The sequence below is a fragment of the Streptomyces sp. BHT-5-2 genome, from assembly GCF_019774615.1.
Classification (GTDB): domain Bacteria; phylum Actinomycetota; class Actinomycetes; order Streptomycetales; family Streptomycetaceae; genus Streptomyces.
In genome coordinates this window covers 1,218,639-1,242,866 of record NZ_CP081496.1, presented here as the reverse complement: position 1 = coordinate 1,242,866, position 24,228 = coordinate 1,218,639, and the positions used below count along the sequence as shown (strand labels likewise).

The 24,228-nt window shown below is 75.1% G+C and carries 16 protein-coding genes and 1 riboswitch; of the genes, 7 read left to right on the top strand and 9 right to left on the bottom strand.

Annotation, left to right across the window (positions count from 1 at the left end; genetic code table 11):
* The first annotated feature begins 69 nt into the window (after positions 1-69).
* Complete coding sequence (locus tag K2224_RS05375) at positions 70-981, top strand: LysR family transcriptional regulator (protein WP_260692337.1); 912 nt, start codon at positions 70-72, stop codon at positions 979-981.
* A gap of 237 nt (positions 982-1,218) precedes the next feature.
* Positions 1,219-2,388, top strand: a complete 1,170-nt coding sequence (locus K2224_RS05370) for a PP2C family protein-serine/threonine phosphatase (protein WP_221909444.1) — start codon at positions 1,219-1,221, stop codon at positions 2,386-2,388.
* Positions 2,389-2,422: 34 nt separating this feature from the next.
* Here K2224_RS05370 and K2224_RS05365 read toward each other — a convergent pair whose 3' ends face one another.
* Positions 2,423-3,592 carry a DUF2332 domain-containing protein gene (locus K2224_RS05365; RefSeq protein WP_221905493.1) on the bottom strand — a complete coding sequence of 390 codons (1,170 nt, stop codon included), beginning with the start codon at positions 3,590-3,592 and terminating at the stop codon, positions 2,423-2,425.
* Between the two features lie 403 nt (positions 3,593-3,995).
* A riboswitch (cyclic di-AMP (ydaO/yuaA leader) is annotated at positions 3,996-4,161 on the top strand.
* A gap of 11 nt (positions 4,162-4,172) precedes the next feature.
* Here K2224_RS05365 and K2224_RS05360 point away from each other — a divergent pair.
* Complete coding sequence (locus K2224_RS05360; RefSeq protein ID WP_221905492.1) at positions 4,173-5,447, top strand: M23 family metallopeptidase; 1,275 nt, start codon at positions 4,173-4,175, stop codon at positions 5,445-5,447.
* A 100-nt stretch (positions 5,448-5,547) separates the two neighbouring features.
* Here K2224_RS05360 and K2224_RS05355 read toward each other — a convergent pair whose 3' ends face one another.
* From K2224_RS05355 to K2224_RS05335, 5 genes are all read right to left on the bottom strand, one after another.
* Positions 5,548-5,850: a hypothetical protein gene (locus K2224_RS05355; RefSeq protein WP_221905491.1), complete on the bottom strand. Its 303-nt coding sequence runs from the start codon at positions 5,848-5,850 to the stop codon at positions 5,548-5,550.
* A gap of 82 nt (positions 5,851-5,932) precedes the next feature.
* Positions 5,933-7,234, bottom strand: coding sequence for a PrsW family intramembrane metalloprotease (locus tag K2224_RS05350; RefSeq protein ID WP_221905490.1), 1,302 nt, complete (start codon positions 7,232-7,234; stop codon positions 5,933-5,935).
* A 94-nt stretch (positions 7,235-7,328) separates the two neighbouring features.
* Positions 7,329-8,183, bottom strand: coding sequence for a tRNA (guanosine(46)-N7)-methyltransferase TrmB (trmB, locus tag K2224_RS05345; RefSeq protein ID WP_221905489.1), 855 nt, complete (start codon positions 8,181-8,183; stop codon positions 7,329-7,331).
* Between the two features lie 177 nt (positions 8,184-8,360).
* Positions 8,361-9,644: an L-2-hydroxyglutarate oxidase gene (gene lhgO, locus K2224_RS05340; RefSeq protein ID WP_221905488.1), complete on the bottom strand. Its 1,284-nt coding sequence runs from the start codon at positions 9,642-9,644 to the stop codon at positions 8,361-8,363.
* A 204-nt stretch (positions 9,645-9,848) separates the two neighbouring features.
* The gene (locus tag K2224_RS05335) at positions 9,849-11,297 is read right to left on the bottom strand and encodes an MFS transporter (RefSeq protein ID WP_221905487.1); all 1,449 of its coding nucleotides are present in this window, start codon (positions 11,295-11,297) and stop codon (positions 9,849-9,851) included.
* A 691-nt stretch (positions 11,298-11,988) separates the two neighbouring features.
* On the opposite strand from K2224_RS05335, the gene K2224_RS05330 reads away from it, so the two are divergent.
* On the top strand, positions 11,989-14,061 hold the full coding sequence (locus K2224_RS05330) for an asparagine synthase-related protein (RefSeq protein WP_221905486.1): 2,073 nt from the start codon (positions 11,989-11,991) through the stop codon (positions 14,059-14,061).
* 462 nt (positions 14,062-14,523) lie between these two features.
* Here K2224_RS05330 and K2224_RS05325 read toward each other — a convergent pair whose 3' ends face one another.
* Both K2224_RS05325 and K2224_RS05320 read right to left on the bottom strand, forming a co-directional pair.
* Positions 14,524-16,467 (bottom strand): sigma-70 family RNA polymerase sigma factor, encoded by a 1,944-nt coding sequence (locus K2224_RS05325; RefSeq protein ID WP_221905485.1) that lies wholly within the window; start codon positions 16,465-16,467, stop codon positions 14,524-14,526.
* Between the two features lie 262 nt (positions 16,468-16,729).
* Positions 16,730-17,524 carry a TetR/AcrR family transcriptional regulator gene (locus K2224_RS05320; protein ID WP_221905484.1) on the bottom strand — a complete coding sequence of 265 codons (795 nt, stop codon included), beginning with the start codon at positions 17,522-17,524 and terminating at the stop codon, positions 16,730-16,732.
* A gap of 432 nt (positions 17,525-17,956) precedes the next feature.
* On the opposite strand from K2224_RS05320, the gene K2224_RS05315 reads away from it, so the two are divergent.
* Complete coding sequence (locus K2224_RS05315; protein ID WP_313904752.1) at positions 17,957-19,354, top strand: NAD(P)/FAD-dependent oxidoreductase; 1,398 nt, start codon at positions 17,957-17,959, stop codon at positions 19,352-19,354.
* A gap of 295 nt (positions 19,355-19,649) precedes the next feature.
* Positions 19,650-21,407, top strand: a complete 1,758-nt coding sequence (locus K2224_RS05310; RefSeq protein WP_221905483.1) for a SpoIIE family protein phosphatase — start codon at positions 19,650-19,652, stop codon at positions 21,405-21,407.
* A 105-nt stretch (positions 21,408-21,512) separates the two neighbouring features.
* Here the strand turns inward: K2224_RS05310 and K2224_RS05305 are convergent, their stop codons facing one another.
* The gene (locus K2224_RS05305; protein ID WP_221909442.1) at positions 21,513-22,802 is read right to left on the bottom strand and encodes an MFS transporter; all 1,290 of its coding nucleotides are present in this window, start codon (positions 22,800-22,802) and stop codon (positions 21,513-21,515) included.
* A gap of 196 nt (positions 22,803-22,998) precedes the next feature.
* Between K2224_RS05305 and K2224_RS05300 the strand changes: the two genes are divergently transcribed.
* Positions 22,999-23,559, top strand: coding sequence for a MarR family winged helix-turn-helix transcriptional regulator (locus tag K2224_RS05300; protein ID WP_221905481.1), 561 nt, complete (start codon positions 22,999-23,001; stop codon positions 23,557-23,559).
* The last annotated feature ends 669 nt before the right edge of the window (positions 23,560-24,228 follow it).

Here is a 24,228-nt window from a genome sequence, read left to right as displayed (position 1 = left end):
GGGGCGTCGGGCGGCGCGGGGTCGTCCGGCCCCGCCCGGGCCGTCACGCGGCCGCCTAGGATTTCGATCATGGCGATACCGGGGATCGAGCTGCACCACCTCCGCTGCTACCTGGCCCTCGCCGAGGAGCGCCACTTCACCCGCGCCGCCGACCGCCTCGGCCTGTCGCAGCCGACGGTGAGCCGCACCATCCGCCGCCTGGAGGAGCTGCTCGGCCGGCGCCTCCTGGAGCGCACCACCCGCCGGGTCGCGCTCACCGCGGCCGGCGAGCGGCTGTACGGCGAACTCCGCGAGCTGCTGCCCCGTTTGGAGGCGGCGCTCCTCCCGGACCCGGAGGCACCCGTCTTCCGTATCGGCTTCGCCTGGGGGTTTCCGGCCACCTGGCCACAGGCGGCCATCGAGCGGTTCGAGGCGGAGACCGGGGTCGGGGCGCGGGTCTACCGGAGGGATGCGGCCCTGGCCGGGGTGGACAGCGGCGACGTCGATGTCGCGATCCTGCGCGGGGACCTCGCCGTGCCGGGTCTGGCCGCCGAGACGCTGCTGCACGAGCGGCGGATCGCGGCGGTGTCGGTGCGCTCCCCGCTCGCGGCGCGGGACGAGGTCGGCTGGCGGGAGCTGGCCCGTGTGCCGCTGGTGCTGAACGAGGCCGGTGGGACGACGGGGGCGTCGGAGTGGCCGCCCGGTGAGCGGCCGGAAATCGCCGTCCGCTGCGGGAACTTCGACGAGTGGCTGGAGGCGGTCGCCGGCAACCGGGGCGTCGGGGTCGTCCCGGAGTCGATCGGCCGGCAGCGGGTGCACCCGTTCGTCTCCTTCGTGCCGATCCCCGACGCGCCCCTGATGCCGCTGCAGATCGTCTTCCCGCGGCACAACGGGCATCCGCTGACCCGGCGCTTCCTCGCCCATGCGCGCGCCACGGTCCGTCAGTGCGAGGGCGGGGGCGGGGGCGAGGGCGGGGTGGTCCGTATGGGCCGTAAGGGGTGAGGGGGGCGGGCCCGTAGGGGGTGAGGCGGCCCCAGCCTGTTTCTACCCCGTTCGGCTCAGGAGGACTCGCCGGGCGGTGCGGCGTTGGCAAGCCTTGAAGCGGCACGACCCGGGGAACGGCGTACGACGGCGCGGCGGCCGGCAGCGGAACGGCGGCCGCGGCGGCGTGCGGCGGTGCGCGGCGGTGCCGGGACCGCGCCGGGCGTCACCGGGCGGGCGGAGTGGAGGCCGGTGCGGATGCTTCGAGGCGGCGGAAACCGCACAGGCGCGGCGGAGTGGCGGGCGCGTCGCGACCGGGTGTCCCCGCTCGGCCGCCGGCTCGCGCGCGGTCTCCCCGTCGGCCTGATCGTCATCGGTGTGCTCGTCGACCTCGCCACGCCGCCCCAGTACACCGCGGCCCCGTTCTTCTCGGCCGCCCCCTTGATCGCGGCCCCGCTGTACCCCCTGTGGGCCACCGCCGGCACGGCTCTGGCCGCCGCCGTCAGCGAACTCCTGCTCGCCGTCTACCACGGTGTCCAGGACTACCGGCAGTCGGCGACCGAGGTCAGCACCGTCGTCGTGGTGGCCCTGCTCGCGCTCGTCATCAACCGGGTCGTCCGGGCCGGCGAGGCCCGGCTGGCCTCCGAACGGGACGTCTCGGAGGCCGCCCAACGGGCCGTCCTGCCCGCGCCGCCGGCCCGTCTGGCCGGTCTCGTGATCGCCGCGCGCTACGTAGGCGCCCGGGCCGGCGCCCGTATCGGCGGCGACCTGTACGCCGTCCAGGACACCCCGCACGGCGTGCGGATGATCGTCGGCGACGTCCGGGGCAAGGGCCTGGAGGCGGTGGAGGCCGCGGTGGTCGTGGTCGGCGCCTTCCGGGAGGCGGCGGAGCAGGAGGCCACCCTGGAGGCGGTCGCGCACCGGCTGGAACGGGCCCTCCGACGGGAGGGCGGGCGCCGCGCCGGCATCGACGAGCACGAGAGCTTCGCCACGGCCGTACTGGCGGAGATCCCCGCCGGCGGCCGGTCCCTGCTCCGCATCCTGAACCGCGGACACCCGCCCCCTGTGCTGCTCACCCCCGAAGGCGGTCTGCGGGAACTGGTCCCGTCCACCGCCGCGCTGCCGCTCGGCCTGGGCGACCTGGACGGCCGGCCGGACCGCTCGGACGAGACGTTCCTCCCGGCCGGGGCGCTGCTGCTCCTGTTCACCGACGGGGTGACCGAGGCCCGCGACCGGGCCGGGCGGTTCTACGACCCGCGCGCCCGGTTGCGCGGGAGTCAGTTCAGCGGGCCCGACGACCTGTTGGACGTGGTGGTCGAGGACGTCGCCCGGCACACCCGTGGGGGCCCCGCGGACGACATGGCCCTGCTGGCGGTCCAGCGGCCCCTGGACATCCAGGGGCCGTCCGACGGGGCGTCGCCGCGCTGACGGTTTCCGGCCGGGCCGGGCGGCCCCCGCGCGGCTACGGCAGCGCGGGGCCGAGCCAGCGCACGTGCTGGCCGTGCGGGCCCGTCAGGGCCACCGGGCGCTCGTCCACGGCGAGGGTCAGCAGCAGGGCGTCGTCCGGCCCCGGGGAGCGGTGCTCCGGCGCGTCGATCCACGGGAGCACGCTGTGGTGCTCCTGGGAGATCCAGTGGCCCCCGCCGTCCCGTTCGGCGAGCAGCGACCGCACGAGGCGGGCGAACTCCTCGCGCCGGGCGAGCGGAAGGTAGTTCAGCACCGAGCTGTGGAACACCACGAGGGTCGCCTCGGGCGGCGCCTGGGCGGCCAGCGCCGGCAGTTCGTCCACCAGGTCGCCGCGCACCAGGACCGGGCGCGGCGCGCCCCGCACCGCCTCGACGGCCGCCGAGAGCCGCGCCGTACGGGCCTCGTCGCCGGGCCAGAGGAGGGCGCGCAGCCAGCGCAGATCGTCCGGCTCGCCGACCGGGTCGAGCGGGTTCAGGTCGATGCCGCCGCGCCAGACGATCTCGGGCAGCGCGCCGCGCAGCGCCCCGTCGCCGCCGGGCGCGGGACCGCTGGTCCGGCAGGTGAAGGTGACCGGGCTGCCCGGGGCACCGGCCGTGAAGGTCGCGCCGCCTTCCCCGGCGTCGCTCCCGTAGGGGCCGTCCTTCCCGGGCCGCCCCTCCTGGACGTACCGGTAGCGGTAGCGGTCCGGGTGCAGGCACAGCCCCGCCGAGGTGCCGACCTCCAGGAGGGCCAGCGGCTGCGGCAGACGAGCCAGCAGCGGCAGCAGCGTGGCGCAGCGCGCCGGTTCGTTGGTCTGGGTGGCGCGGCTCATGATCACCGCGCGGACCTCGTCCCAGTGCCGGATGGTCCACTCGCGCCAGCGCCCGTACGCCGACTCGCCGCGCGGCCCCGACTCCGCGTGCGGGCCGTCGAGATGGCGCACCGCGGCGAGCAGGAGGTCGGGCTGCTGCTTGTTGCCGGCCGGCAGCGAGGCCGCGATCAGCTCGCACAGCTCGTCGTCCCGGCCGATCCGGGCGGTCAGCTCCTCGTGGGCGTCGGACCGGCCCCGCGCCTGCTGCCGGGAGAACTCCCGGTACCTGGCCGCCACTTCCTGCGGGCTGTTGACGGTGTTCCCGGTGTTCCCGGCGTTTCCGCCGTTTCCGGTGTGCGCGACGTTGACGACCATGGGGCGACGTTATCGCCCTTACGCTCCGTGATCGTGGTGCGTCCCTCCGCATAACAACTGGTGCACAATCGTCGCGAGATCGTTTGGCGAGGCGGGGGCAACTCGCCCCGTTTACGGCAGAGATGGCAGTAAAAGTTCCCGTCAGGGCCCCCGCGGGAGGCTTGCGGAACGCCCGCAGATTCGTGGGAACGCTTGGATTTCCCCAGCCGTCTCTATTACTGTCCGATAACGGAGCGCGGTCGTCCCAGCCGTCGCCAGTGGCGGCTCCGTGCGCCGACGCCGAATCCTGTACGCGCTGTTCCCGCACGTCCAGAACGACCCTCATGTCACCCGCCCGAGCCAACGGTTCGAACGGCGCGACCCGTGTCCTCGACCCGGGTCGACTCGCCCGGATCGGACGGTTTCGCGGGCACTGCCGGATCCGCCTGGAATTGCAGGGAATTGAGTCGAGGGAACCGGGGAACCACCATCTTGGGGTGAATCGGGCGCCGCTCGCCAAGGGGTGCCCGTAGGAGACCTTCCTGCTCCGAACCCGTCAGCTAACCCGGTAGGCGAGAAGGAAGGAAAGGAGAACGCCCCCGTGGCGTCCAACAGGCCCGCCCCACAAGGCCCGTCCACCTATGGCCCCGGCGGCCCCGCCGACTTCGGCGGCGCGGTCGGTCCCGGCGGCCCCGCCGGCCCCGGTGCCCCCGCCGCTGCCGGTTCCCCCGTCATGCCGGCCCAAGTTCCGTCGTCCTACGAGGAGTTGGCGGACGGCGCGCCGCCTCGGGAGCCGTTCTTCCACGACCGGTCCTCCCAGGCGGCGGCCCGGGCAGCACAGACATCCCAGGCGACCCAGGTGCCCCAGGGCGAGCGGGGGCGGCCGTCCGGTGACGAGCCGTCCCACGGCCCCGCCGGCGACGCGGACGACTGGCTCCCGGGCGACGAGACGGGCGACGGCGACGCCGGCCGCCCGGTCCGCGGCAAGCACCGGGTGGCGAGGCAGCGCGGCGGCCTCGCACGCGGCGGTACGGCGCTGGGCGTCGGCGTGATCGCGGCGGTCGGCGCGAGCGGGGTGGCCGCGGCCGAGGGCCGGCCGCCGGTCCCGATCTCGATGCCCGACCCCGGCGGGGCGGTCGACGACACCGCCGGCACGCTCCGGGACGCCCCCGCGCCGCCCTCCCGGACCGCTGACGCCGACGGGGACGCCGGGGCCGCGGGCCCCGCCGAGGCGCTGCGCCACCGCATCCTCCAGCAGGCCGACGCCCGGCAGAGCGCCGCGGAACAGGCCGCCGAGGCGGCCGAGGCGGCCGCGGACGCGCCCGGCCGGCAGCAGGAGGAGGCCGCGCAGCCGACCTCGACGACCGCGGAGGAGAAGGCGGAGCCGCAGGGCACGACGGCCGCGGCGACCGGGCACCAGGCGGCGGCGCCCGTGGCCCGGCACCCGAATGCGGCGGCCGAGCACCCCGCCCACCAGGCGAGGACGTCCGTCGCCCCGCTCTCCTCGTACACCCTCGGCGCCGGCTTCGGGCAGGCCGGCGACCGCTGGGCCGCGGAGCACACCGGGCAGGACTTCACCGCCCCAACGGGCACGCCGGTCAAGGCCGTTCACGACGGGACCATCACCCAGGCGGGCTGGGCCGGCGCATACGGCTACCGCATCGTCCTCACCCTCGACGACGGCACCCAGCTGTGGTTCTGCCACCTGTCCTCCATGGTCAGGACGACGGGCCGGGTCCACACGGGCGACGTGATCGGCCGCGTCGGCGCCACCGGGAACGCCACCGGCCCGCACCTCCACCTGGAGGTCCGCCCGCACGCCGGCGCCCCGGCGGACCCGCTGCCCTGGCTGCGCGCCCACGGGGCCGCCGTCTGACGGACCGGCGCCGTAGGGGCCCGCACGGGTGCCGCACACGGGAACGGTGCGGGGCGCGCAGCATCGCCGCGCGCCCCGCACCGTCCACCGACCAGGCTCGCTAGCCGCGCCGGTCCGCCACCGCCCACGAGGCCAGGGCGACCCCGCCCGCCACCGCGAACACCGACGGCCACGCCCCGATCTTCTTGGCCAGCGGGTGCGAGCCCGCGAACGCCGCCACATAGGCACCGCTCAGCGCCGCGGCCGCCTTCGTGCCGGCCTTCTGCTGCCAGCCCCGGGCCGCCACCGCACCGGCGGCCGCCAGCGCGACCCCGCCCAGCGGCCGCTTCCTGGTCCAGCGGGCCACGCCGTAGCCGCCCACCAGGCCCGTGGCCGCCACCACGCTCGTCGGTATCCCAGCCATCGCAGAATCCTCCCTTGTACGGACAACTCCCCTGAGCCTACGCGCGGCCCACGGCCCCTACGGGAGCACGGTCGCTACCGGCTCACGGCTCCCGGCGCGGCTCGCCGGCCGGTGGCGCGGCGGGGCCCGGCATGCCCGTCCCGCCCGCCCACGCCTGGAGCAGCGCCGGTCCCGCCCACGGCCGGTGGCGCCACAGGCCCTCCAGCAACTCCCGCTCCCGGGCGGCGAAGTCCGGCGGCGGACCCGTCAGACGGGCGCGTCGGCGGTGGAAGGAGAGGGCGGTGGCCAGGGCCACGTAGGAGGTGACGGCGCGGGCGGCGGCCGGGCCGTGGGCACGGCGGGCGATGTCGCGGGCCAGCGCGCGGGTGCGGAGGGAGGAGAGCGCGGTGGGTTCCGGCGACGCCAGCCAGCCGGTGGCGACATACGGGGCGAGATGCTCGCGGACGGAGAGCAGCTCCTGCCGTCGGGCCCAGAGCGCCAGCCAGGTCAGGCCCAGCAGGACCGGGACCATGAACAGGCCGTAGACGCTGAGGAAGCCGGCGTCGCCGAGGTCGGAGGCGGCGTTCCAGATGCCGTGCAGCAGGACGGCGGTGGCCAGGCCGAGGAGGACGAGCCCGGCGCGGGCCCCGCGGCGCCGCGGATAGCGGGCCGCCGCCGCCCCGACCGCCAGGCCGGTGAGGATCGTGAAGAGCGGATGCGCGAACGGGGACACCACGATCCGCACGAAGAAGGTGCCGGCGGTGAGGGAGTTCAGGCCGGTGTGCCCCATGGACTGGTCCTCGCCGAAGGCGCTGCCCAGATAGAGGACGTTCTCGGTGAAGGCGAAGCCGGTGGCGGTGATCCCGGCGATCACGATGCCGTCGGTGATGCCGTCGAAGTCCCGGCGGCGGAAGCGGTAGAGCAGCAGGACGGCGGCGGCCTTCATCACCTCCTCGACGATCGGGGCGATGACCGTCGAGCCCCACGCCTGGGCCTCGGTCGGCGACGCCGAGGCGATGTTGTTGGCCAGCCAGTCGGTGGCGAAGCCGTTGGCCAGGACCGCGACCAGGGTGGCGGCGCACGACCCCCAGGCGAAGGCGAACGCGAGGTTCCGCCACGGCTCGGGCTCGATCCGGTCCAGCCAGCAGAAGGCCGCGATGAGCAGCGGCACCGGGAAGACGGCCAGCCCGACGCCGACCAGGAACCCCTCGGTGCCGGTCTGCCGCCGCACTATCCCGAGGATGAGCACCCCGGAGAGCGTGAGCAGCGCGGCCAGTGCGACGGCCCGGACGGTCCTGCTGTGCCAGGGCGCGGACCAGCGCCGATGCCCCCGGTGGGCGTCGGCGTACGTGTACGGCGACGGGCCGGCTGCGTGCTCGGGGAGCGGCGGCGGTGACGGGTACACCCATCGACCCTAACGACGGCGGGGGAGTGCGGGCATACGGGTTTACCGGGCCTGGACCAGGATCTTCCGCGGGCTGCTGCCCCGGGGGCGGCCGTCAGCCCCGTCGGCGGAAGAGCAGGTCGTGCACGACGTGCCCCTTGTCCAGCCCCTGGCCCTCGAACCGGGTGAAGGGCCGGAAGTCGGGCCGGGGCGCGTAGCCGGAGTGCAGATTCTCCAGCGTGGGCTCGGCGGAGAGCACCTCCAGCATCTGCTCGGCGTAGGGCTCCCAGTCGGTGGCGCAGTGCACCAGGGCGCCGGGCGCGAGCCGGGTGGACGCCAGGGCCACGAACTCGGGCTGGATCAGCCGGCGCTTGTGGTGGCGCTTCTTGGGCCAGGGGTCCGGGAAGTAGATGCGCAGGCCGGCCAGGGACTCCGGGGCGAGCATCTCGCGCAGCAGGATGATCGCGTCGCCGTTGGCCACCCGGACGTTGGACAGGCCGTTCCGCTCCGCGAGACCGAGCAGGTGGCCCTGGCCGGGTGTGTGCACATCGCAGCCGAGGATGCCGGTGCCCGGGTCGGCCGCGGCCATCTGCGCGGTGGCCTCGCCCATCCCGAAACCGATCTCCAGCACGACCGGCAGTCCGCCGAAGAACGCGTCGAGGTCCAGACGGGAGAGCCCGTCGACGTCCACGCCCCAGGTGGGCCACAGGCGGCGCAGGGCCCCGGCCTGGGAGGCGGTGACGCGGCTGCGGCGCGGCTGGAAGGACCGGATCCGCCGCTCGTGGTGCGAGCCAGCGGGGTCGGCCGCAGGGCCCGTACCGTCGGGGAACATCGGGGCGCCGCGCCGGGGCACGGCGGCCGAGGCGGCGGTGGCGCCGAGCGGGCGCGCGGCGGCGGGCACCCCGGCGTCCGCGCCCGTGGCGTCGGCGTCGGGGGCGGTGGTCTCGGGGAGGGCGGGATTCTCGGGCACAGTGCTCCCGATTCTACGGACGCCGCCGCGGTGGACCGGAACGCCGCCGGCCGCCCGACGGCCCGCGGCCCCGGCCGGCGCCCGGCTCCGCAGCCCGGCATCGCATCGAACGCGCAGGTCAGCGTCCCACCGCGGGACCCTGCCGGCCGCCGGGCCGCGGCCCGCCCCGGCGGTCGCTCACCCCGCGAAGCCCCCGGGACCCCCAAGCCCCCCGGAGCCCCCGGGACCCTCGTCCGTCGCCGCGCGCTCCGGTATCCCCAGCAGCCGCGTCACCCGCCGGGCCACCTCCCGCCCGATCGGCAGGGAGGCCGTCGCGGCCGGCGACGGGGCGTTGAGAACGTGGATCATGCCGGGGGACTCGGCGAAGAGGAAGTCGTCGACGAGGGTGCCGTCGGGCAGCACGGCCTGGGCGCGGACCCCGGCCGGCGCCGGCCGGAGGTCCTCCTCACGGGCGGCCGGCAGCAGCCGGCGGACCGCTTCCGTGAAGGCGCTGCGGGACAGCGAGCGGTGCAGCTCGCCCGCGCCGTAGCGCCAGTGGCGGCGGGCTATCCGCCAGGAACCGGGATAGCCGAGCGTCCCGGCCAGCTCGGCGGGGCGGACGGTGCGCCAGTCGTAGCCCTCGCGGGCCAGTGCGGGCACGGCGTTCGGCCCGATGTGGACGGAGCCGTCGACGCCGCGGGTGAGATGGACGCCCAGGAACGGGAAGGCCGGGTCGGGGACCGGGTAGACCAGACCGCGGACCAGTCCGGCGCGCTCCGGCGCCAGCGTGAAGTACTCGCCCCGGAACGGGACGATCCGCATGCCCGGGGCGTCGCCCGCCAGCCGTGCCACCCGGTCGCAGTGCAGCCCGGCGCAGTTCACCAGGGCGCGGGCGCGGTGGACCGTGCCGCCGGCGGTGCGGACCGCGACCCGCCCCGGCCGCCGGGCGATCGTGGTGACCTCCTCGCCGAACACGACCCGGGCGCCGTCCTCCTGCGCGAGACGCCCCAGCTGCCGAGCCACCGCACCGAAGTCGCAGACACCGGTCGTGCCGACATGGATGGCGGCCAGGCCGCGCACCTCGGGTTCGTACTCGGCGATCTGCGCGGGGCCCAGCTCCCGCACCGGCAGGCCGTGCTCGCGGCCGCGCTGGATGAGGCCGTGCAACCGGGGCAGCTCGGCGCGCTCCGTGGCGACGATCAGTTTGCCGGTGACCTCGTGCGGGATGTCGTGCTCGGCGCAGAACTTCACCATCTCCGCCGACCCGCGCAGGGCGAAGCGGGCCTTCAGCGAGCCCGGCGGGTAGTAGATGCCGCTGTGGATCACGCCGCTGTTGCGCCCCGTCTGGTGGCGGGCCGCGCCGTCCTCCTTCTCCAGCACCACGACGCGTATGCCCGGCGCCGCACGCGTGAGGGCATGGGCCGTGGAAAGCCCCACGATCCCGGCACCGATCACCAGCACATCGCAGTCGTACGCCGCCACTGCACCTCCCCAACCGCATGACCACCGGCCCACCCGTCGCCGCGGGCCCGCGCGTCAACGCCGACGACGTAGTCCATCATGACGGGCCCCACCGACAATCCGCAGTGACCTGTCTGACCTGCGGCGAAGGACAGCCCACCGGCGCGCTCCCGGCGGCCGCCGCCCGGCCCCGCCGAGCGCCTCCCCTGCCCGGCCGCACCGCCGCTATGCCGGCGCCGCCAGCAACGGCCGCGCCCGCTCGCGGAGTTCGACCACCCGGGGCTCGTCCCCGTACGGCTCCAGGCGGTGCAGCAGATCGCGGACGTACTCCGTGGTGCGGGCCGAGGAGATCCGCCCGGCGACCTCGACGGCCCGGGCACCGGCGGCACAGGCCGCGTCCAGATTGCCGGACTCCAGTTCGGCGACGGCGGACACGACGAGGCGCAGGCCGTGCGACCGGACGAACTCCTCCGTCGGCCGGGACAGCGCCTGCTCGGTGAAGCGCCGCACCTGACGGGGCAGCCGCAGATCCCGATAGCACTCGGCGGCGTCGGCCGCGAAGCGCTCGTAGGAGTAGAAGTCGAGCCAGGACGGATCCGGGTCGCCGCTGCGGGACCGCTCCAGCCAGCCCTCGGACGCCTTCAGCGCCACCTCGCAGGCCCGCGCCTCCCCGGCCTTGGCCTGCGCCCGTGCCTCCACCAGGCGGAAGAAGCTCATGGTGCGCGCGGTGGCCAGCCCGCGGTTGCGCTCCAGGGCGGCCTGGGCCAGATCCACGCCCTCGTCGGCGAACCCGCGGTAGGTCGCCTGCAGGGACATCGACGCCAGTACGTACCCGCCCAGCGGGACGTCGGCGGCGGCCCGGGCCAGCCGCAGCGCCTGGATGTAGTACCGCTGGGCGGCCTCCTGCTGGCCGGTGTCGAAGGCCATCCAGCCCGCCAGGCGGGTGAGTTCGGACGTCGCCCCGAAGAGCGCCCGGCCCACCTCGTCGCTGTACGAGGCGAGCAGCAGCGGCGCCGCGTCCACCCGGAGGCACTCCGGCACCATGGACGAACGCCAGTCCCCGCCCCCGTACTTGGAGTCCCAGCGCCGGGCGTCCTCGGCCGCCTCGCGCAGTTTGGTGACGTCACTGTGGCCGACGTGCTGCGGGACGCCCGCGTCACCGGCGGCCGCCGCGTCCTTCTCCCGCGCCTCGGCCGCCTCCCGCGCCACCGAACTGTCGGTCGGCGATATCAGCCAGCGGGACGTGGGGGTGGCGTACGCGCTGACGGCGAAGGATCCGGCCAGGCTCTGCCAGATGCCGCCGCCGTTGCCCCGCCGTCCGGCGAGATCGAGACGGTACAGCTCGGTCGCCGAACGCACCGCCGCGCCGACGTCGCGAGGGAAGGCGAGCCCCACTTCGGGCGCCGGATCGGCGTCGGCCAGCCCGATCTCGTGCAGCGGGACCGGGCGCCCGAGCTTGCTGCCGATCGCCGACGCGATCAGATGGGGCGCGGCGCCCTGGGGCACCATGCCCTTGGAGACCCATCGGGCCACCGACGTCTTGTCGTAGCGAAGCGTCAGGCCGCGCTGCGCGCCGAGGTCGTTGACCCGGCGCGCCAGTCCGGCGTTGCTGATCCCCGCGAGGGCGAGAACGGTGCCGAGCTTTTCGTTCGGCCCGCGTGTATTGCTGGACATGCGCACCCCTCGACACAGCGACAGCCGCCCCGTACCCCGGGGCATGCGTCCACCCAGAGTAGTTCGCCGGATCCCTACCGTTAAGAGTCGGTGTCTTGGATGGCGAGATTCGTGTTCAAACGGGGGTGCGGGAATTGGCATGTGCTCCGGGTACGTGTGCCCATGCGCCCGTGCGTGCGCGCTGGCCGCTCAACGACCCCGGCGCTTCGATGAGTTCTGCGTGGGTCGGCCCGCTGCACTGGATCCAGTGGGCTGGGGGACACCGCCACCTCATTCCCCGCGGGTGGCGGTCCGGTCCGGGAGGCGCAGCCCGCTTCCCGGACCGTCGCGGGGACCGGGCCGGGCCCGGCCGCCGCACCGCACAGCGCCGTGGCCGTCGCGGCGTCCGCGCACCAACTCGTCTGCCGCGTAAGGAGTTTGGCCGAAAAGCGACGGGTGGTGCTTTCACGCCGTCGGCCGCTCCGGGGGCCACACGGGGGGTCATCCGGGGCCGCCGGCGCACGCCCCGCGCGGCACCGTGCCGCCCTGGTGCGCCACCCCTCCGCGCCCGCCACCCGCCCGTGTCCGGGCCTCCTCCGACGCCTCCCACCGGCCACCGCCATGGCAGCATGGTCCGCACGACGGCTGGGGAATCCGCTGTGCGGGGCGGTCCCGACCACCCCGGCGGACGGGGAATCGGGTGGAGGCGGCGATGCGCTGGCTGGTGGGATGGAGCAGTGCCGCGACCACCGGCAAGGAGTGCCGGGCGCTGCTGCCCGTGGGCGCGCAGCTCCTGTGGGGCGACCCCGACCCCCTCTGGGCGGTGGGCGACTGGCGGCCCCACGAGGTCCGCGTCGTCCAGTCCGACCCGGAGACCCGGCTCGCCGTCTTCGGGGTCTGCGGCGCCACCGACGACCAGCTGAAGGTGGCCCTGCTCGCCGCCCGCGGAGGCGCGCTGCGGCACCTCACCGCCTGGCCGGGCGGCTACACCGCCGTCGCCCGAGTGGGCCGCCGGATCACCATCACCGGGGATCTGGCCGGCGCCCGCCCCGTCTTCCACACCCGGTGGGCCGGCGGGACCGCCTACGCCACCGCCGCCCTGCCGCTGGCCGACCTCGTGGGCGCCGGCCTCGACGTCGGCCACCTGGCCGCCCGGCTGGCCTGCCCGGACGCCCCCGAGGCACTGGGCGCCGGCACCCCCTACGACGGCGTCCGCCGGATCCCGCCCGGCCACGCCCTGGTGCTGCGCACCGGCAGCAGCGAGATCGCCTCCTACGAGCCGCCCGCCTCCCTGGCCGTCGCCGCCCCCCAACTCGCCCCGGAACAGGCCGTGGACGGCGTCCGCGAAGCCCTCGTGGAGGCCGTCCGCGCCCGCCTGGCGGCCCCCCGCTTCGCCCCCGACCCGGACGGCCCCGACCGGCTCGATCCCGGCCCGGTGCCCGGCATGGGCCCCGCGGAGCGGCGGGCGGCGCGCGGCGGCCCCGCCCCCGGCATCGGCGCCGACCTCTCCGGAGGCAGCGCCTCCGGCACGCTCGCCCTCCTGGCCGCCGGCCTCCCCGGGCAGCCCGGGCGGATCGACGGCCACGGCGAGCGCCTGCTGGCGGTCACCTTCAACGACCGCGCCGCGCACGGCGACCGGGCCCAGCACGAGGCGGAGCTGGAGCGCGCCCGCGGCCTCGCCGCCGATCCCCGGCTGCACCACGTCGTCGTCGCGGCCGGCGAGGAGGCCCTCCCGTACACCGGCCTGGACGCCCTCCCGCTCACGGACGAGCCCGGCCCCTCGCTGACCCTCGCCGGCCGGCACCGCAGACGCCTGCTGTCCGGCGGCGCCGACCACTTCGTCGGCAACGGCGCCCGCCAGGTCCTCGACGCCCACCCGGCCCGCCTCGCCGACCTCCTGATGGACCGCCGCCGGCGCCATCTGCTGCGCCCGGTCACCGCGTTGGCCAGGGCCGACGGCCCGTCCGCGCACTCCGTCCTGGTCCCGTTCACCGTCTACCGCGCCGCCCGGAAGCTCGCCCGCACCCCCTACGCCACCGGGATCGCCGAGGCCGCGCGCCTCCTGTTGGAGCGGCGGTTCGCCGACGAGCCGGTGGCCGCCGGCGCGGTGGACGCCTCACTGGCCGCGCTCACCTGGTGCCGCCCCGGGCCCGCGGCCCGCTGGCTCACCGGGGAGGCCCTGGCCGAGGTGTCGGTCCGCCTCGGGGACGCCGCGCACCGCTCGCCGGCCGCGGGCCGCCCCGGCGAACGGCGGGCCCGCGCCGCCCTGGCCCGTCAGGCCGCCGACCACCGGATCTTCGAGCAGGCCGCCGAGGTCCGCAGCCAGCGGCTGCACGCCCCCTTCCTGGACAACCAGGTGGTGCTCGCCTGCCGCGCGCTGCCCGACACCCTCCGGGTCCAGCCCGGCGCCCGGGCGTCCGTCCTGCGCGCGGTCCTGGCCGGCGCCGGCGTACGGGACCTGCCGCCCGGCTGGGGCGCCGCCGTCCCGCACACCCACACCGCCGCCGCCCGCGCCGGCCTGCGCGCCGCGGTCGGCGAACTGCTCCGGCTCTTCGACGCGCCGCTGCTCGCGGACGCCGGGCTGATCGAGGCACGGGTGGTCCGCAGCGCACTCCGGGCGGCGGCCGACGGCGCCCCGCTCCCCCTGGACGGTCTGGCCGAACTGGCCGCCACGGAACTGTGGTTGCGCCGACTGCTGGCCCGCCGCGGCTCGTGCTGGACGGGCGCGGAGGCCCCCCGGCAACGGGCGCTCGCCGGGGGCGTCCCCCGCGCACGACTCACCTGACCCGCCCGGCACCGGGCCCCGCCGCCCCGGGACGACCACTCCCACCGGCCACCCCGCCCCGCCCTTCCCTGGGGGCGGACATCCGGCGCACGCCCACCCTCCGACGCGCCCGGCAGAACGGCGCCGACCTCCGGCGCACGGCGACCGGACGCACGCTGGGGAAGCGACCGACTCGCCCGCGGGTCGGACCGCTGCACGCCGGCGCTCGCTCCGGAGCTTCGGCCATGACTGCCCTGCCGGCCGCCTCCCGAGGCATGCTGCGCCCCGTTGGGCGGCTACGGCCGACGGAGCCACTACGCCCCAGTGGACAGCGAACAGGAGGAGCCCCCGGCCCCCGCCACCACAGACGACCAGCGACCCCGACGGGAGCCCCGCCCCCACAGGAGCCCGCCCCGACGAACCGGGCCGGGCGCCCGGACGGAACCAGCCCGAACGCCCCGACAGAACCGGGGCGTCGGCCGCTCACCGACAGCTGATCCGCGCCCGGGCCCAGTCCCCCAGCGCCACCAGATCGCCCGCCTCCCGCGGTTCGACCACCAGGCGCAGCGTCTTCCGCCCCGCCAACGGGACATGTACCGGCACCGCCGCCTCACCGCCGTGCACCACCGCCGACCGCCACAGCCGCACCCCGTCCGCGTACACCGAGAAGCGCAACGCGCCCAGCCCCAGGCCGAGGTCGTCCACACCGGCCATCGCGTCGTAGGCCGTGCACTGCCGGTTGAGGTCGATGACCACCGAGGACGAGGCGTGCACGCTCACCCCGTTGGGATAGGCCGTCCCGCCGATGCTCGGGTGGTGCCGCCGCCACAGCCAGCTGCTGTCGAGCGTACGGACCTCCGGTCCGGTGCCGTCCCCCGCGAAGTCGTATGCCAGTGCGTCGACTTGATAGGTCGTCGGCGGCGTGGGGGCAGGCGTGGGAGTCGGTGTGGGTGTGGGTGTGGGTGTGGGTGTCGGCGTGGGTGTGGCAGGTGGCGACGGCTTCGGCGGCGCCGGACTGGGCGTCGGGGCCGGCGTACGGGTCGGCTCGGACGGCGTGGGCGTGGGCGTGGGCGTCGGAGTCGGCTCCGGGACCGGCTTGGCGCCCGGCGCGCCGACCGGCGGCCGCGGGGTGGGCGACGGCGCCGGGGCGGGCACGGACGACGGCCGCGGCTGCGCCCGCGGGTGCGGCGCCGGTGCCGGCGACCCGGCCAGCGCGAACGCCAGCGCCGCACCCGCCGCGACCACCAGCCCGGCCCCGATGCCGATCTTCACCGGCGCGGCCAGCCCCTCGCCCGCGGCCGCCCCGCCGGCACCGCCCGACGCCCCGGAACCGGACCCCGAGGCGGCCGCGGCCGCCCCGGCCCCGGCCGCCGCCCCGGCCCCGGCGAACCCGGCCACCGCGGCGGCCCCCTTGACGGCGTACCCGGCCGCGAACCAACCGATGACCGCGACCGGCAGCAGCGCCCCGATCCGCTCGTTGACGTCCGCGACCTCCAGCGCCGCGCTCCGGCACCGCGCGCACTCCTCCAGATGCTTGCGCAGCCCCCGCTCGGCCCGCGTCCGCAACCCGCCCCGGGCGTACGCGCCGAGCCGGTCGGCGTACCGCGCGCAGTCGCCGCCCGCGGTCAGCGACTGGCTCACATGCGCCTGCAGGTACGCCTGCTTGAGCCCTTCCCGGGCGCGGTGCGCCAGCACGGCGGTGGCGTTGGCGGTCAGCCCGAGCAGCGGCGCGACCTCGCTCGGCGACCCGTCCTCGACGGTGGTGTGCCACAGCACCGTCTGATAGCGCTCCGGCAGACTGCGGAACGCCTGCACCGCCATGGTCTGCTCGGCCTCGTGCATCGCCCGCACGTCCGCACCCGGATCCATGGTGTCGTCGTCCAGCGCCGTACCGGCCGCCGACACCGCGAACACCGCGAAGTCCTCGACCAGTTGCTCCCGCCGGGCGGTCCGCGCCCAGTGCGCGGCGACCCGCCGGACGGTCGTCAGCAGATAGGCGCGCACCGCCGCATCCGGCCCCGCCCCGCCGCGCACCGCCTGGAGGGTCCGCGCGAAGACCTCGCCGGTCAGGTCCTCTGCGGTGTGGGCGTCCCGGCAGCAGCCGCGCGCGTACCGGCGCACCGCCTCGGCGTGCCGGCGGTACAGCTCCTCGTAGGCGCTGTCGTCCCCGGCCCGCAACGCGGCGAGCAGCACGGCGTCGGACGGCGGCAGTCCCGCGCCCCGCTCCTCGGCCGCCCCGTCCACCAGCCCGTCGGAGGGCTGCTCCGGCCGCCGGGAGCGGCTGCGCTGCGCCGGCACACTGGGCCCGGTCTCCTCCGTGCCGTCGCCCGTGGACGCCGCATCCGGCGGCCCGGCCTGGCCCGGCACCTGGTCCGACGGCCGTTCCACGCTCTCGCCGCGCCGCTCGTCCCGCCCGTCAACACCCATCGCCCAGGCCCCCGAAGCCGCCGTCGCACCGCACCACCGCGCAAGCCTGCCACACCCGCCGCCCGGGCTTCAGTGCTCCGACGGGCAACCACTCATCCGGGGCGACCACACTGGCGTTCACCCGTACGGAACGTCCCGCGGCCGGCACCCCCAGGGGCGGCCGCCCCATCGGGAGGCCCCGCACCCGGGACCCCCGGCGCGCACACCGGCTCCTCGGGAGCGCCCGACGGGGCGCCCCCACCGCGGAGCCGGTCGCCGCACCTCACCGGGCGGGCCGTGACCGCAGCCCTTCCAGCAGGATCTCCAGCAGCCGCGCGGACGCCGCCTGCTGCTGCCCCGGATCGGGCAGTGCCGGTGCGCCCGTGGCGATGACCAGCAGCACATCGGAGACCGTGACATCGGTCCGCAGCGCACCCGCCGCCCGGGCCCGCTCGACCAGCCGCCCGACGACCTCCAGCAGCGCCTGCCCGCCGGGCGTCTCCTCGGACTCGGCACCCGCCCGCGGCACCTCCGCCTCACCGGGCGCCACCCGCTGCAACGGCACCCGGGCCTCGGTGCCGCCCTCCGGCAGCCGCGGCTCGCCCGCACCGCCCGGCGCCCGCTCCTCGCCCGCGTCCACCCGCAGGATGCCCGGCGGCAGCAGCCGCCCGGCCCCCGAGGCGACCGACGTCCGCAGGAAGCGCGCCAGCGCCGACCACGGGTCGTCCTCCTGACCCAGTGCGGCCCGCGCCTGCTCGGTCAGCCGGGAGGTCTCCTCCTCGGCTATCCGCCGGACCAGTACGTCCTTGCTCGGGAAGCGGCGGTAGACCGTTCCCACTCCGACCCGGGCGCGCCGCGCCACGTCCTCCATCGGCGCGCCGTACCCCAGCTCGCCGAAGACCTCGCGGGCCGCCCGCAGCACGTGTTCCAGATTGCGCTGGGCGTCCACCCGCAGCGGCGTGCTCCGGCCGTTGGCGCCGGTCATCGCGCCCGTTCCGTTGCCGCCGGCGCCGTTCGCACCGTCGGAGGCGGCGGTCACCGCGACCGCCGCCGGCCATTGAGAGCCCTGAATGTGCATAAGTGATCCCCCGGTAATGACGTCTCCCCCCGGAGACTCCCCGCCCTGACGGTCGGGGTCACCCGACGAGAGGGTGCACCCCAACGACATACGAACATAGTTGAGCCCGCGTCAAGATTGAAGGGGGCGCTCCGCACCCCGTGCCCCCCGATCGGCCCAATGGACCCGATCCGCCCCGCTCGCCCGTCCTTCCACTCCGCGCCAATCTCCGCCTGACCAGCGTACTTCGCACCGCTCGGCCGGAATGTCCGGCTCCGCACCGCCGCTCGCCGCGGACATACTTTTCGCCCGGCCTGTGGACAAAGGCGTCGCGGCAGTGCGTCATGGAACAGTGCTGTGCGCGCCGGGGGCACAGCACCCGACGGTGGCCGTGCCGCCCGCCCGGCCGCCCGGTGGCGCCCCGGCCTGGTCGACACCGCGAGGAGAACCTCTGTGAAGACTGTGTCCTCGGAGTATTCGGACGACGTGGCACGCATCCTGGTGGTCGGCGGCGGCTACGTGGGGATGTACACCGCCCTGCGGCTGCAGCGGACGCTCAGGCAGGAGCTGCGACAGGGCACGGTCGAGATCGTCGTCGTCGACCCCGAGCCGTACATGACGTACCAGCCGTTCCTGCCGGAGGCCGCCGCCGGCGCCATCTCCCCGCGCCACGTCGTCGTCCCGCTGCGCCGCGTCCTGCCGCACTGCACCGTCGTCATCGGCGAGGTCACCGCCCTCGACCACGACGAGCGCACGGCCACCATCTCCACCCTGGCCGCGGAACAGGCCGGCGCCGCCGCCCTCACCTTCGCCTACGACGAACTGGTCCTCGCGCCCGGCTCGGTCTCCCGCACCCTCCCCGTCCCCGGCCTGGCCGACGTCGGCATCGGCTTCAAGACCGTCGAGGAGGCCATCGGGCTGCGCAACCACGTCCTCGAACAGCTCGACATCGCCTCCTCCACCCGCGACCCCGAGATCCGCGACGCGGCACTGACCTTCGTCTTCGTCGGCGGCGGCTTCGCCGGCGTGGAGGCCCTGGCCGAGCTGGAGGACATGGCCCGCTACGCCGCCCGCTACTACCACAACGTCCGCCCCGAGGACATGCGGTGGATGCTGGTCGAGGCCAGCGGCCGGATCCTGCCCGAGGTCGGCCCCGACATGGGCCGCTACACCGTCCGCGAACTGCGCGCCCGCAACATCGACGTCCGGCTGGAGACCCGCCTGGAGTCCTGCGAGAAGCGCGTCGTCCGGCTCAGCGACGGCTCCCGCTTCCCCACCAGGACGGTGGTGTGGACCGCCGGCGTCAAACCGCACCCCGTCGTGGCCGCGAGCGGACTGCCGCTGACCGACCACGGCCGCCTCAAGTGCACCGCCGCGCTCCGGCTGGACGGCGTGGAGCACGCCTGGTCGGCCGGCGACGCCGCGGCCGTCCCCGACCTCACGGCCCCGCCGCCCGCCACTCCCGACGCCCCCCGCGCCATCTGCGCCCCCAACGCCCAGCACGCCCTCCGCCAGGCCAGGGTGCTCGCCCAGAACCTCACCGCCGTCCTGCGCGGCGGCGAGATCCGCAACTACGAGCACGCCTACGTCGGTTCGGTTGCCTCGCTCGGCCTGCACAAGGGCGTCGCCCACGTCTACGGCCGCAAACTCAAGGGCTACCCCGCGTGGTTCATGCACCGCGCCTACCACCTCAGCCGGGTGCCCACCTTCAACCGCAAGGCCCGGATCCTCGCCGAATGGATCCTCGCCGGGCTCTTCAAACGCGAGATCGTCTCCCTCGGCTCGCTGGAGAACCCGCGCGCCGAATTCGAACTCGCCGCGGGCACCGGCCGGCACAACGAAACCAGCTGACCGGCCGCCCCACCAGGGACGTTGACCACCCGCCCGGCCGCCGCACACCGGCCGCCCCGGCACCGTGAACTACGCCCCGGCGCCCGGCGTCTGACGGAAGACCGTCCGGTCGGCCACACTGGACGTGTGACCATGGGTGGGCTCGTATCTGCGAAGAGTGACAATCACGAGGATTCAGGACGTTTGCTGCATTCCGCCAGAGGGTGCCGATCGTGCCCCCCGCCCTGCCCCGGGGCCTGCCCCCACACCGACGGCCCGACCCCGCGCGACGACGCGAAGTAAGAGGTACCCCTCCGTGATCTTCACGCGCTGGAGCGCCAAGTTCCCCGGCACGCAGCGGCGCACCGCCGCCCGGTCCGACCGCGCCGCCACCCCGCCCGCGGGACCCACGGCGCACTCCGCCCCGCCGGCAGCCGCCGACGACGCGCCCGCCGCCGTCCCCGCCGCCCGCGCCGAGGACCCCACCGGCGAGGACACCCCGCCGCCCGCCGCGCCCCCGACCGTCGACGCGCTCTCCGTCCACGACATCCTCGGCACCATCCCCGCCCTGGTCGCCGTCGTCTACGGCCCCGAGCACCGCATCGCCTACGTCAACAGCGCCTACGCCGGCGTCTTCGGGCCCCGCCCGGCCGGCCGCACCGCCCGCGAGGCCCTCCCCGAACTCGGCGAACTGGGCCTGCTGCCCCTGATGGACCAGGTCCTGCGCAGCGGCAGACCACGCACCGTCAAGTCCCGCAAGGTCCCCGCCGGCGCCGGCGGGGACCGCACCCGCGACGGCTACTACACCTTCACCTGCACCCCCATCGAGGTCGCCGCCAGCGGCCCGGCACCCGACCCCGAGGTCGCCTGCGTCGCCCCGCACAAGGGCGTCCTGGTCTTCGGCGCCGAGGTCACCGACCAGATCGAGTCCGCCGAACGGCTGCGCGCCAGCGAGGCCCGCCAGCGCGCCGCCGCGGTCACCCTCCAGCGCTCCCTCCTGCCCCAGGAACTGGAGCAGCCCGACGACCTGTGCGTCGCCGCCACCTACCAGCCCGGCGGCACCGACGCCGCGGTCGGCGGCGACTGGTACGACGTCATCACCCTCGGCGCCGGCCGCACCGCCCTGGTCATCGGCGACGTCATGGGCCGCGGGGTGCGCGCCGCCGCCGTCATGGGCCAGCTCCGCACCGCCGTCCGCGCCTACGCCCGCCTCGACCTCCCGCCCCACGAGGTCCTCCAGCTGCTGGACGGCCTGGCCGCCGAGATCGACGCCAGCCAGATCGCCACCTGCGTCTACGCCGTCCACGACCCCAACGAGGGCCGCCTGGTCTACGCCTCGGCCGGCCATCTGCCGATGCTCGTCCGCGACGCCGACGGCAGTGTCCGCCGGGCCGCCGAACCCACCGGCCCGCCGCTCGGCACCGGCGGCTGGCTGCACACCTCCGGCTCCGTCCCGCTCGGCCCCGGCAGCAGCGCCGTCCTCTACACCGACGGCCTCGTCGAACGCCGCGACAAGGACATCGACGAGGGCGTCGCCGCCCTGGAGCGCGCCTTCGCCGGCGCCACCGGCAGCCCCGACATCGTCTGCGACCGGCTGCTGCGCTCCCTGGGCATCACCGCCGCCCACGACGACGACGTCGCCATCCTCGTCATCCAGAACCCGGTCCGCACCGGGCACGACGCCGAGCTGTTCCACAACGCCGCCCTCGAACTGCACGGCGGCACCGAGGCGGCACCCCGCGCCCGCGCCTTCGCCTCCGGCGTCCTCGCCTCCTGGCGCTTCTCCCCGGAACTCCACGACCTCGGCGTCCTGGCCGCCAGCGAACTCGTCGCCAACTCCCTCCAGCACGGCACCCCGCCGATGCGCCTGCGGCTGCGCCGCACCGACCGCCGACTGATCATCGAGGTCACCGACGGCGACGACCATCTGCCCCGCCGCCGGCGGGCCGAGCCCGTCGACGAGACCGGCCGCGGCATCTCGATCGTCGCCACCATCGCCTCCTCCTGGGGCTCCCGCCGCACCCCCGGCGGCGGCAAGGCCGTCTGGTGCGAATTCGCCCTGCCCCGGGGCTAGGCCCTGTCGTCAAACAACCGTCTGCCGGGCGTTCGACGACAGGATCTGGGCCGTCTCCGTCCGGGGCAGCACCGCGCAACAGCGGGCGCCCCCCCGGAGCCCTGCTCACACGCCCGCGGCCACCGGTTCGGCCTCCACCCGCTGCGCCGGCACGGCGACCGCCCGGTGCGGCTGGTCCTGGGCCGGGCTGAGCATCCGCCCAAGCCGCAGCGCCAGCACCGTGATCCCGACCGCGCACGCCACGAGCATCGCGATGTACGCGACATACATCCCGTGCCCGACCATCAGCGCTCCGACGGCCGGCCCGACCGCCAGCGCCAACTGCTTGACCAGCGCGAACGCCGAGTTGTACTGGCCTATCAGCGAGGCCGGCGCCAGATCCGCCACCAGCGGTGCCACCGTCGGCGACAGCAGCGACTCCCCGATGCCGAACAGCGCATACGTGGAGATGAGCAGCACGGTCGCCACCACCTGGCTCCCGTGCACCAGCCCGGACAGGCCGGCGGCTATCCACGCCACCGTCCAGACCATGCCCACCAGCGCCATCACCCGGCTCCGGCGCCGCCGCTCGACCAGCTTCAGCACCACGAACTGCGCCGCCACGATCGCCGCCGTGTTGGCCGCCAGCGCGATGCCCAGTGTGGCCGGCTCGATCCGGGTGACCTCCGTGGCATACGCCGCCAGCCCCGACTCGAACTGCCCGTAGCAGGCGAAGAACAGCACGAAGCCCAGCACGCACAGCCGCATCATCCGCCGGTCGCCGAACAGCGCCCGCCACGCGCCCCTGGCCCGCTCCTCGGTCGGCACCGCGTCCTCGACCTTCGGCGCCCGCGGCAGCCGCACGGAAGCGATCGCCGCCCCCAGCACCAGGAACATCACGGCCTCGATGGCGAACAGCCGCACAAAGCTCGACGCATGCGCCTCGTCGACCAGCTGACCACCGACCAGGCCGCCTATGCCCAGTCCCAGGTTGTTCAGGAAGAACTGCGTGGCGAACGCCCGCGACCGGGTCACCGTCGTCGAGCACCACACGATCATCGTGGCCAGCGCCGGCTGGATCACCGCGATACCGGCCCCCAGCGCCACCGCCGACGCGACGACCATCGGCTCGGTCTCCGCCAGCCCGATCCCCAGCGACCCGACGGCGGCCGCGACCGTACCGGCGACGGCCACCGGCAGCGGCCCCCGCCGGTCGATGGCCCGCCCGGTCAGCGGCAGCACGACCAGCGCGGAGATCGCCAGCATCGCCAGCACCACACCAGCCGTACTCGCACCGAGATGCCGCACGTTCGCCACGTAGACGTACAGATACGGCACGGTGAAGCCGTTGCCGAACGCGCTCAGCGCGTTCCCCAGCTGGATCCGGCGCAGCGCGGCGCCCATCGCGGTGGTCACACTCACCTACCTAGGTCAGGTCATGAATACGGATACGGGTCGGAACCCCCGAGCCGAGCCGAGGCGGCGTACGCGACGCCCGGGACGTCCAAGACCGGACAGTCACACCCTCAAGACTTCGACCCTAAAGTTCGAAGCTAAAGACTACACGACGAAGAACTTCAACGCCAATGGCTTTCGTGTCATACTGCGCCGCATGTCAGAGCCCTCAGATGCGGCCCAAGGCGGCACCGAGCCGAGCCTCGAGGAACAGATCGCGGCCTACCAACGCGAGTTCCAGGACCTCGACCCCCAGGTGGAGCAGGTCGTCTCCGCACTCCAGCGCCTCAACCGGCGGATGAACGTCGCCTACGGACGGCAGACCGCCACCCTCGGCATCAGCAACGCCGAGTGGGAGGTCCTCAAGGCACTCGTCGTCTCCGGCGCGCCCTACCGCATGGGCCCCGGCGAACTCGCCAAGCGCCTCGGCCTCACGCCGGCCGCCATGACCCATCGCATCGACCGGCTGGCCAACGAGGGCCTGGTGACCCGCGAGCGCGACGAGACCAACCGCGTCCGCGTCATCGTCGAGCTGACCCACGAGGGCCGCGAGAAGTGGACGGAGGCGATGCGCATGGCGACGGTCTTCGAGGAGGACCTCCTCCAGGACCTCTCCGGCGAGGAACGCCGCATCCTCGGCGATGCGTTGACCCGCCTGCTGCGCCGCGTCGAGGACACCCAGCCGGACGCCGACGGCCGCCTGAGCGACCTCGACTGACCCCGGTTTGACACGCCCCTCCTCGATCCGTAGTGTTCTCCGAGTTGCCAACGAGCCGGAACGGTTCTGCGGCAGCCATTTCGCCGCTTCGCGGCAACCCACTACTGCACGGCCCCTCAACGGGACTGAATTTCGCATGTCGAAATGTGTTCCGGGCGTCTGATTAGGCGTCACCGAGGAATTCCGCTAACGTAGTGAACACCCCGCCGACAGGGGAATCGGATCGAAATTCGAACCGCCCGCAACTCACCGAGAAGCGGACCGGAACGGAAAGAAGATCTGATAAAGTCGGAAAGGCCGAAAAGCGAAAGCGAAACGGCCGCCCCCACTCCGGCAGGGGGCCAGAGACGGAAACGGATCTGGTAAGGTCGGAGCCGCGAGAAAGCCGAAAGGCCGGATCGCACCGGCGGAAATCAGGGCCGAAAGGGTCTGATAGAGTCGGAGACGCAAGACCGAAGGGAAGCGCCCGGAGGAAGCCCGCGAGGGCAGGCCGAAGGAAGCGTCCGTTCCTTGAGAACTCAACAGCGTGCCAAAAGTCAACGCCAGATATGTTGATACCCCGTCTCCAACGTCATGTTGGGGCGAGGTTCCTTTGAAAGTCCTTCCAAAGCTTTGGGAGGCGCACAGCGAGGACGCTGTGAACCGCGGGGATTATTCCTCCTTGTGGTT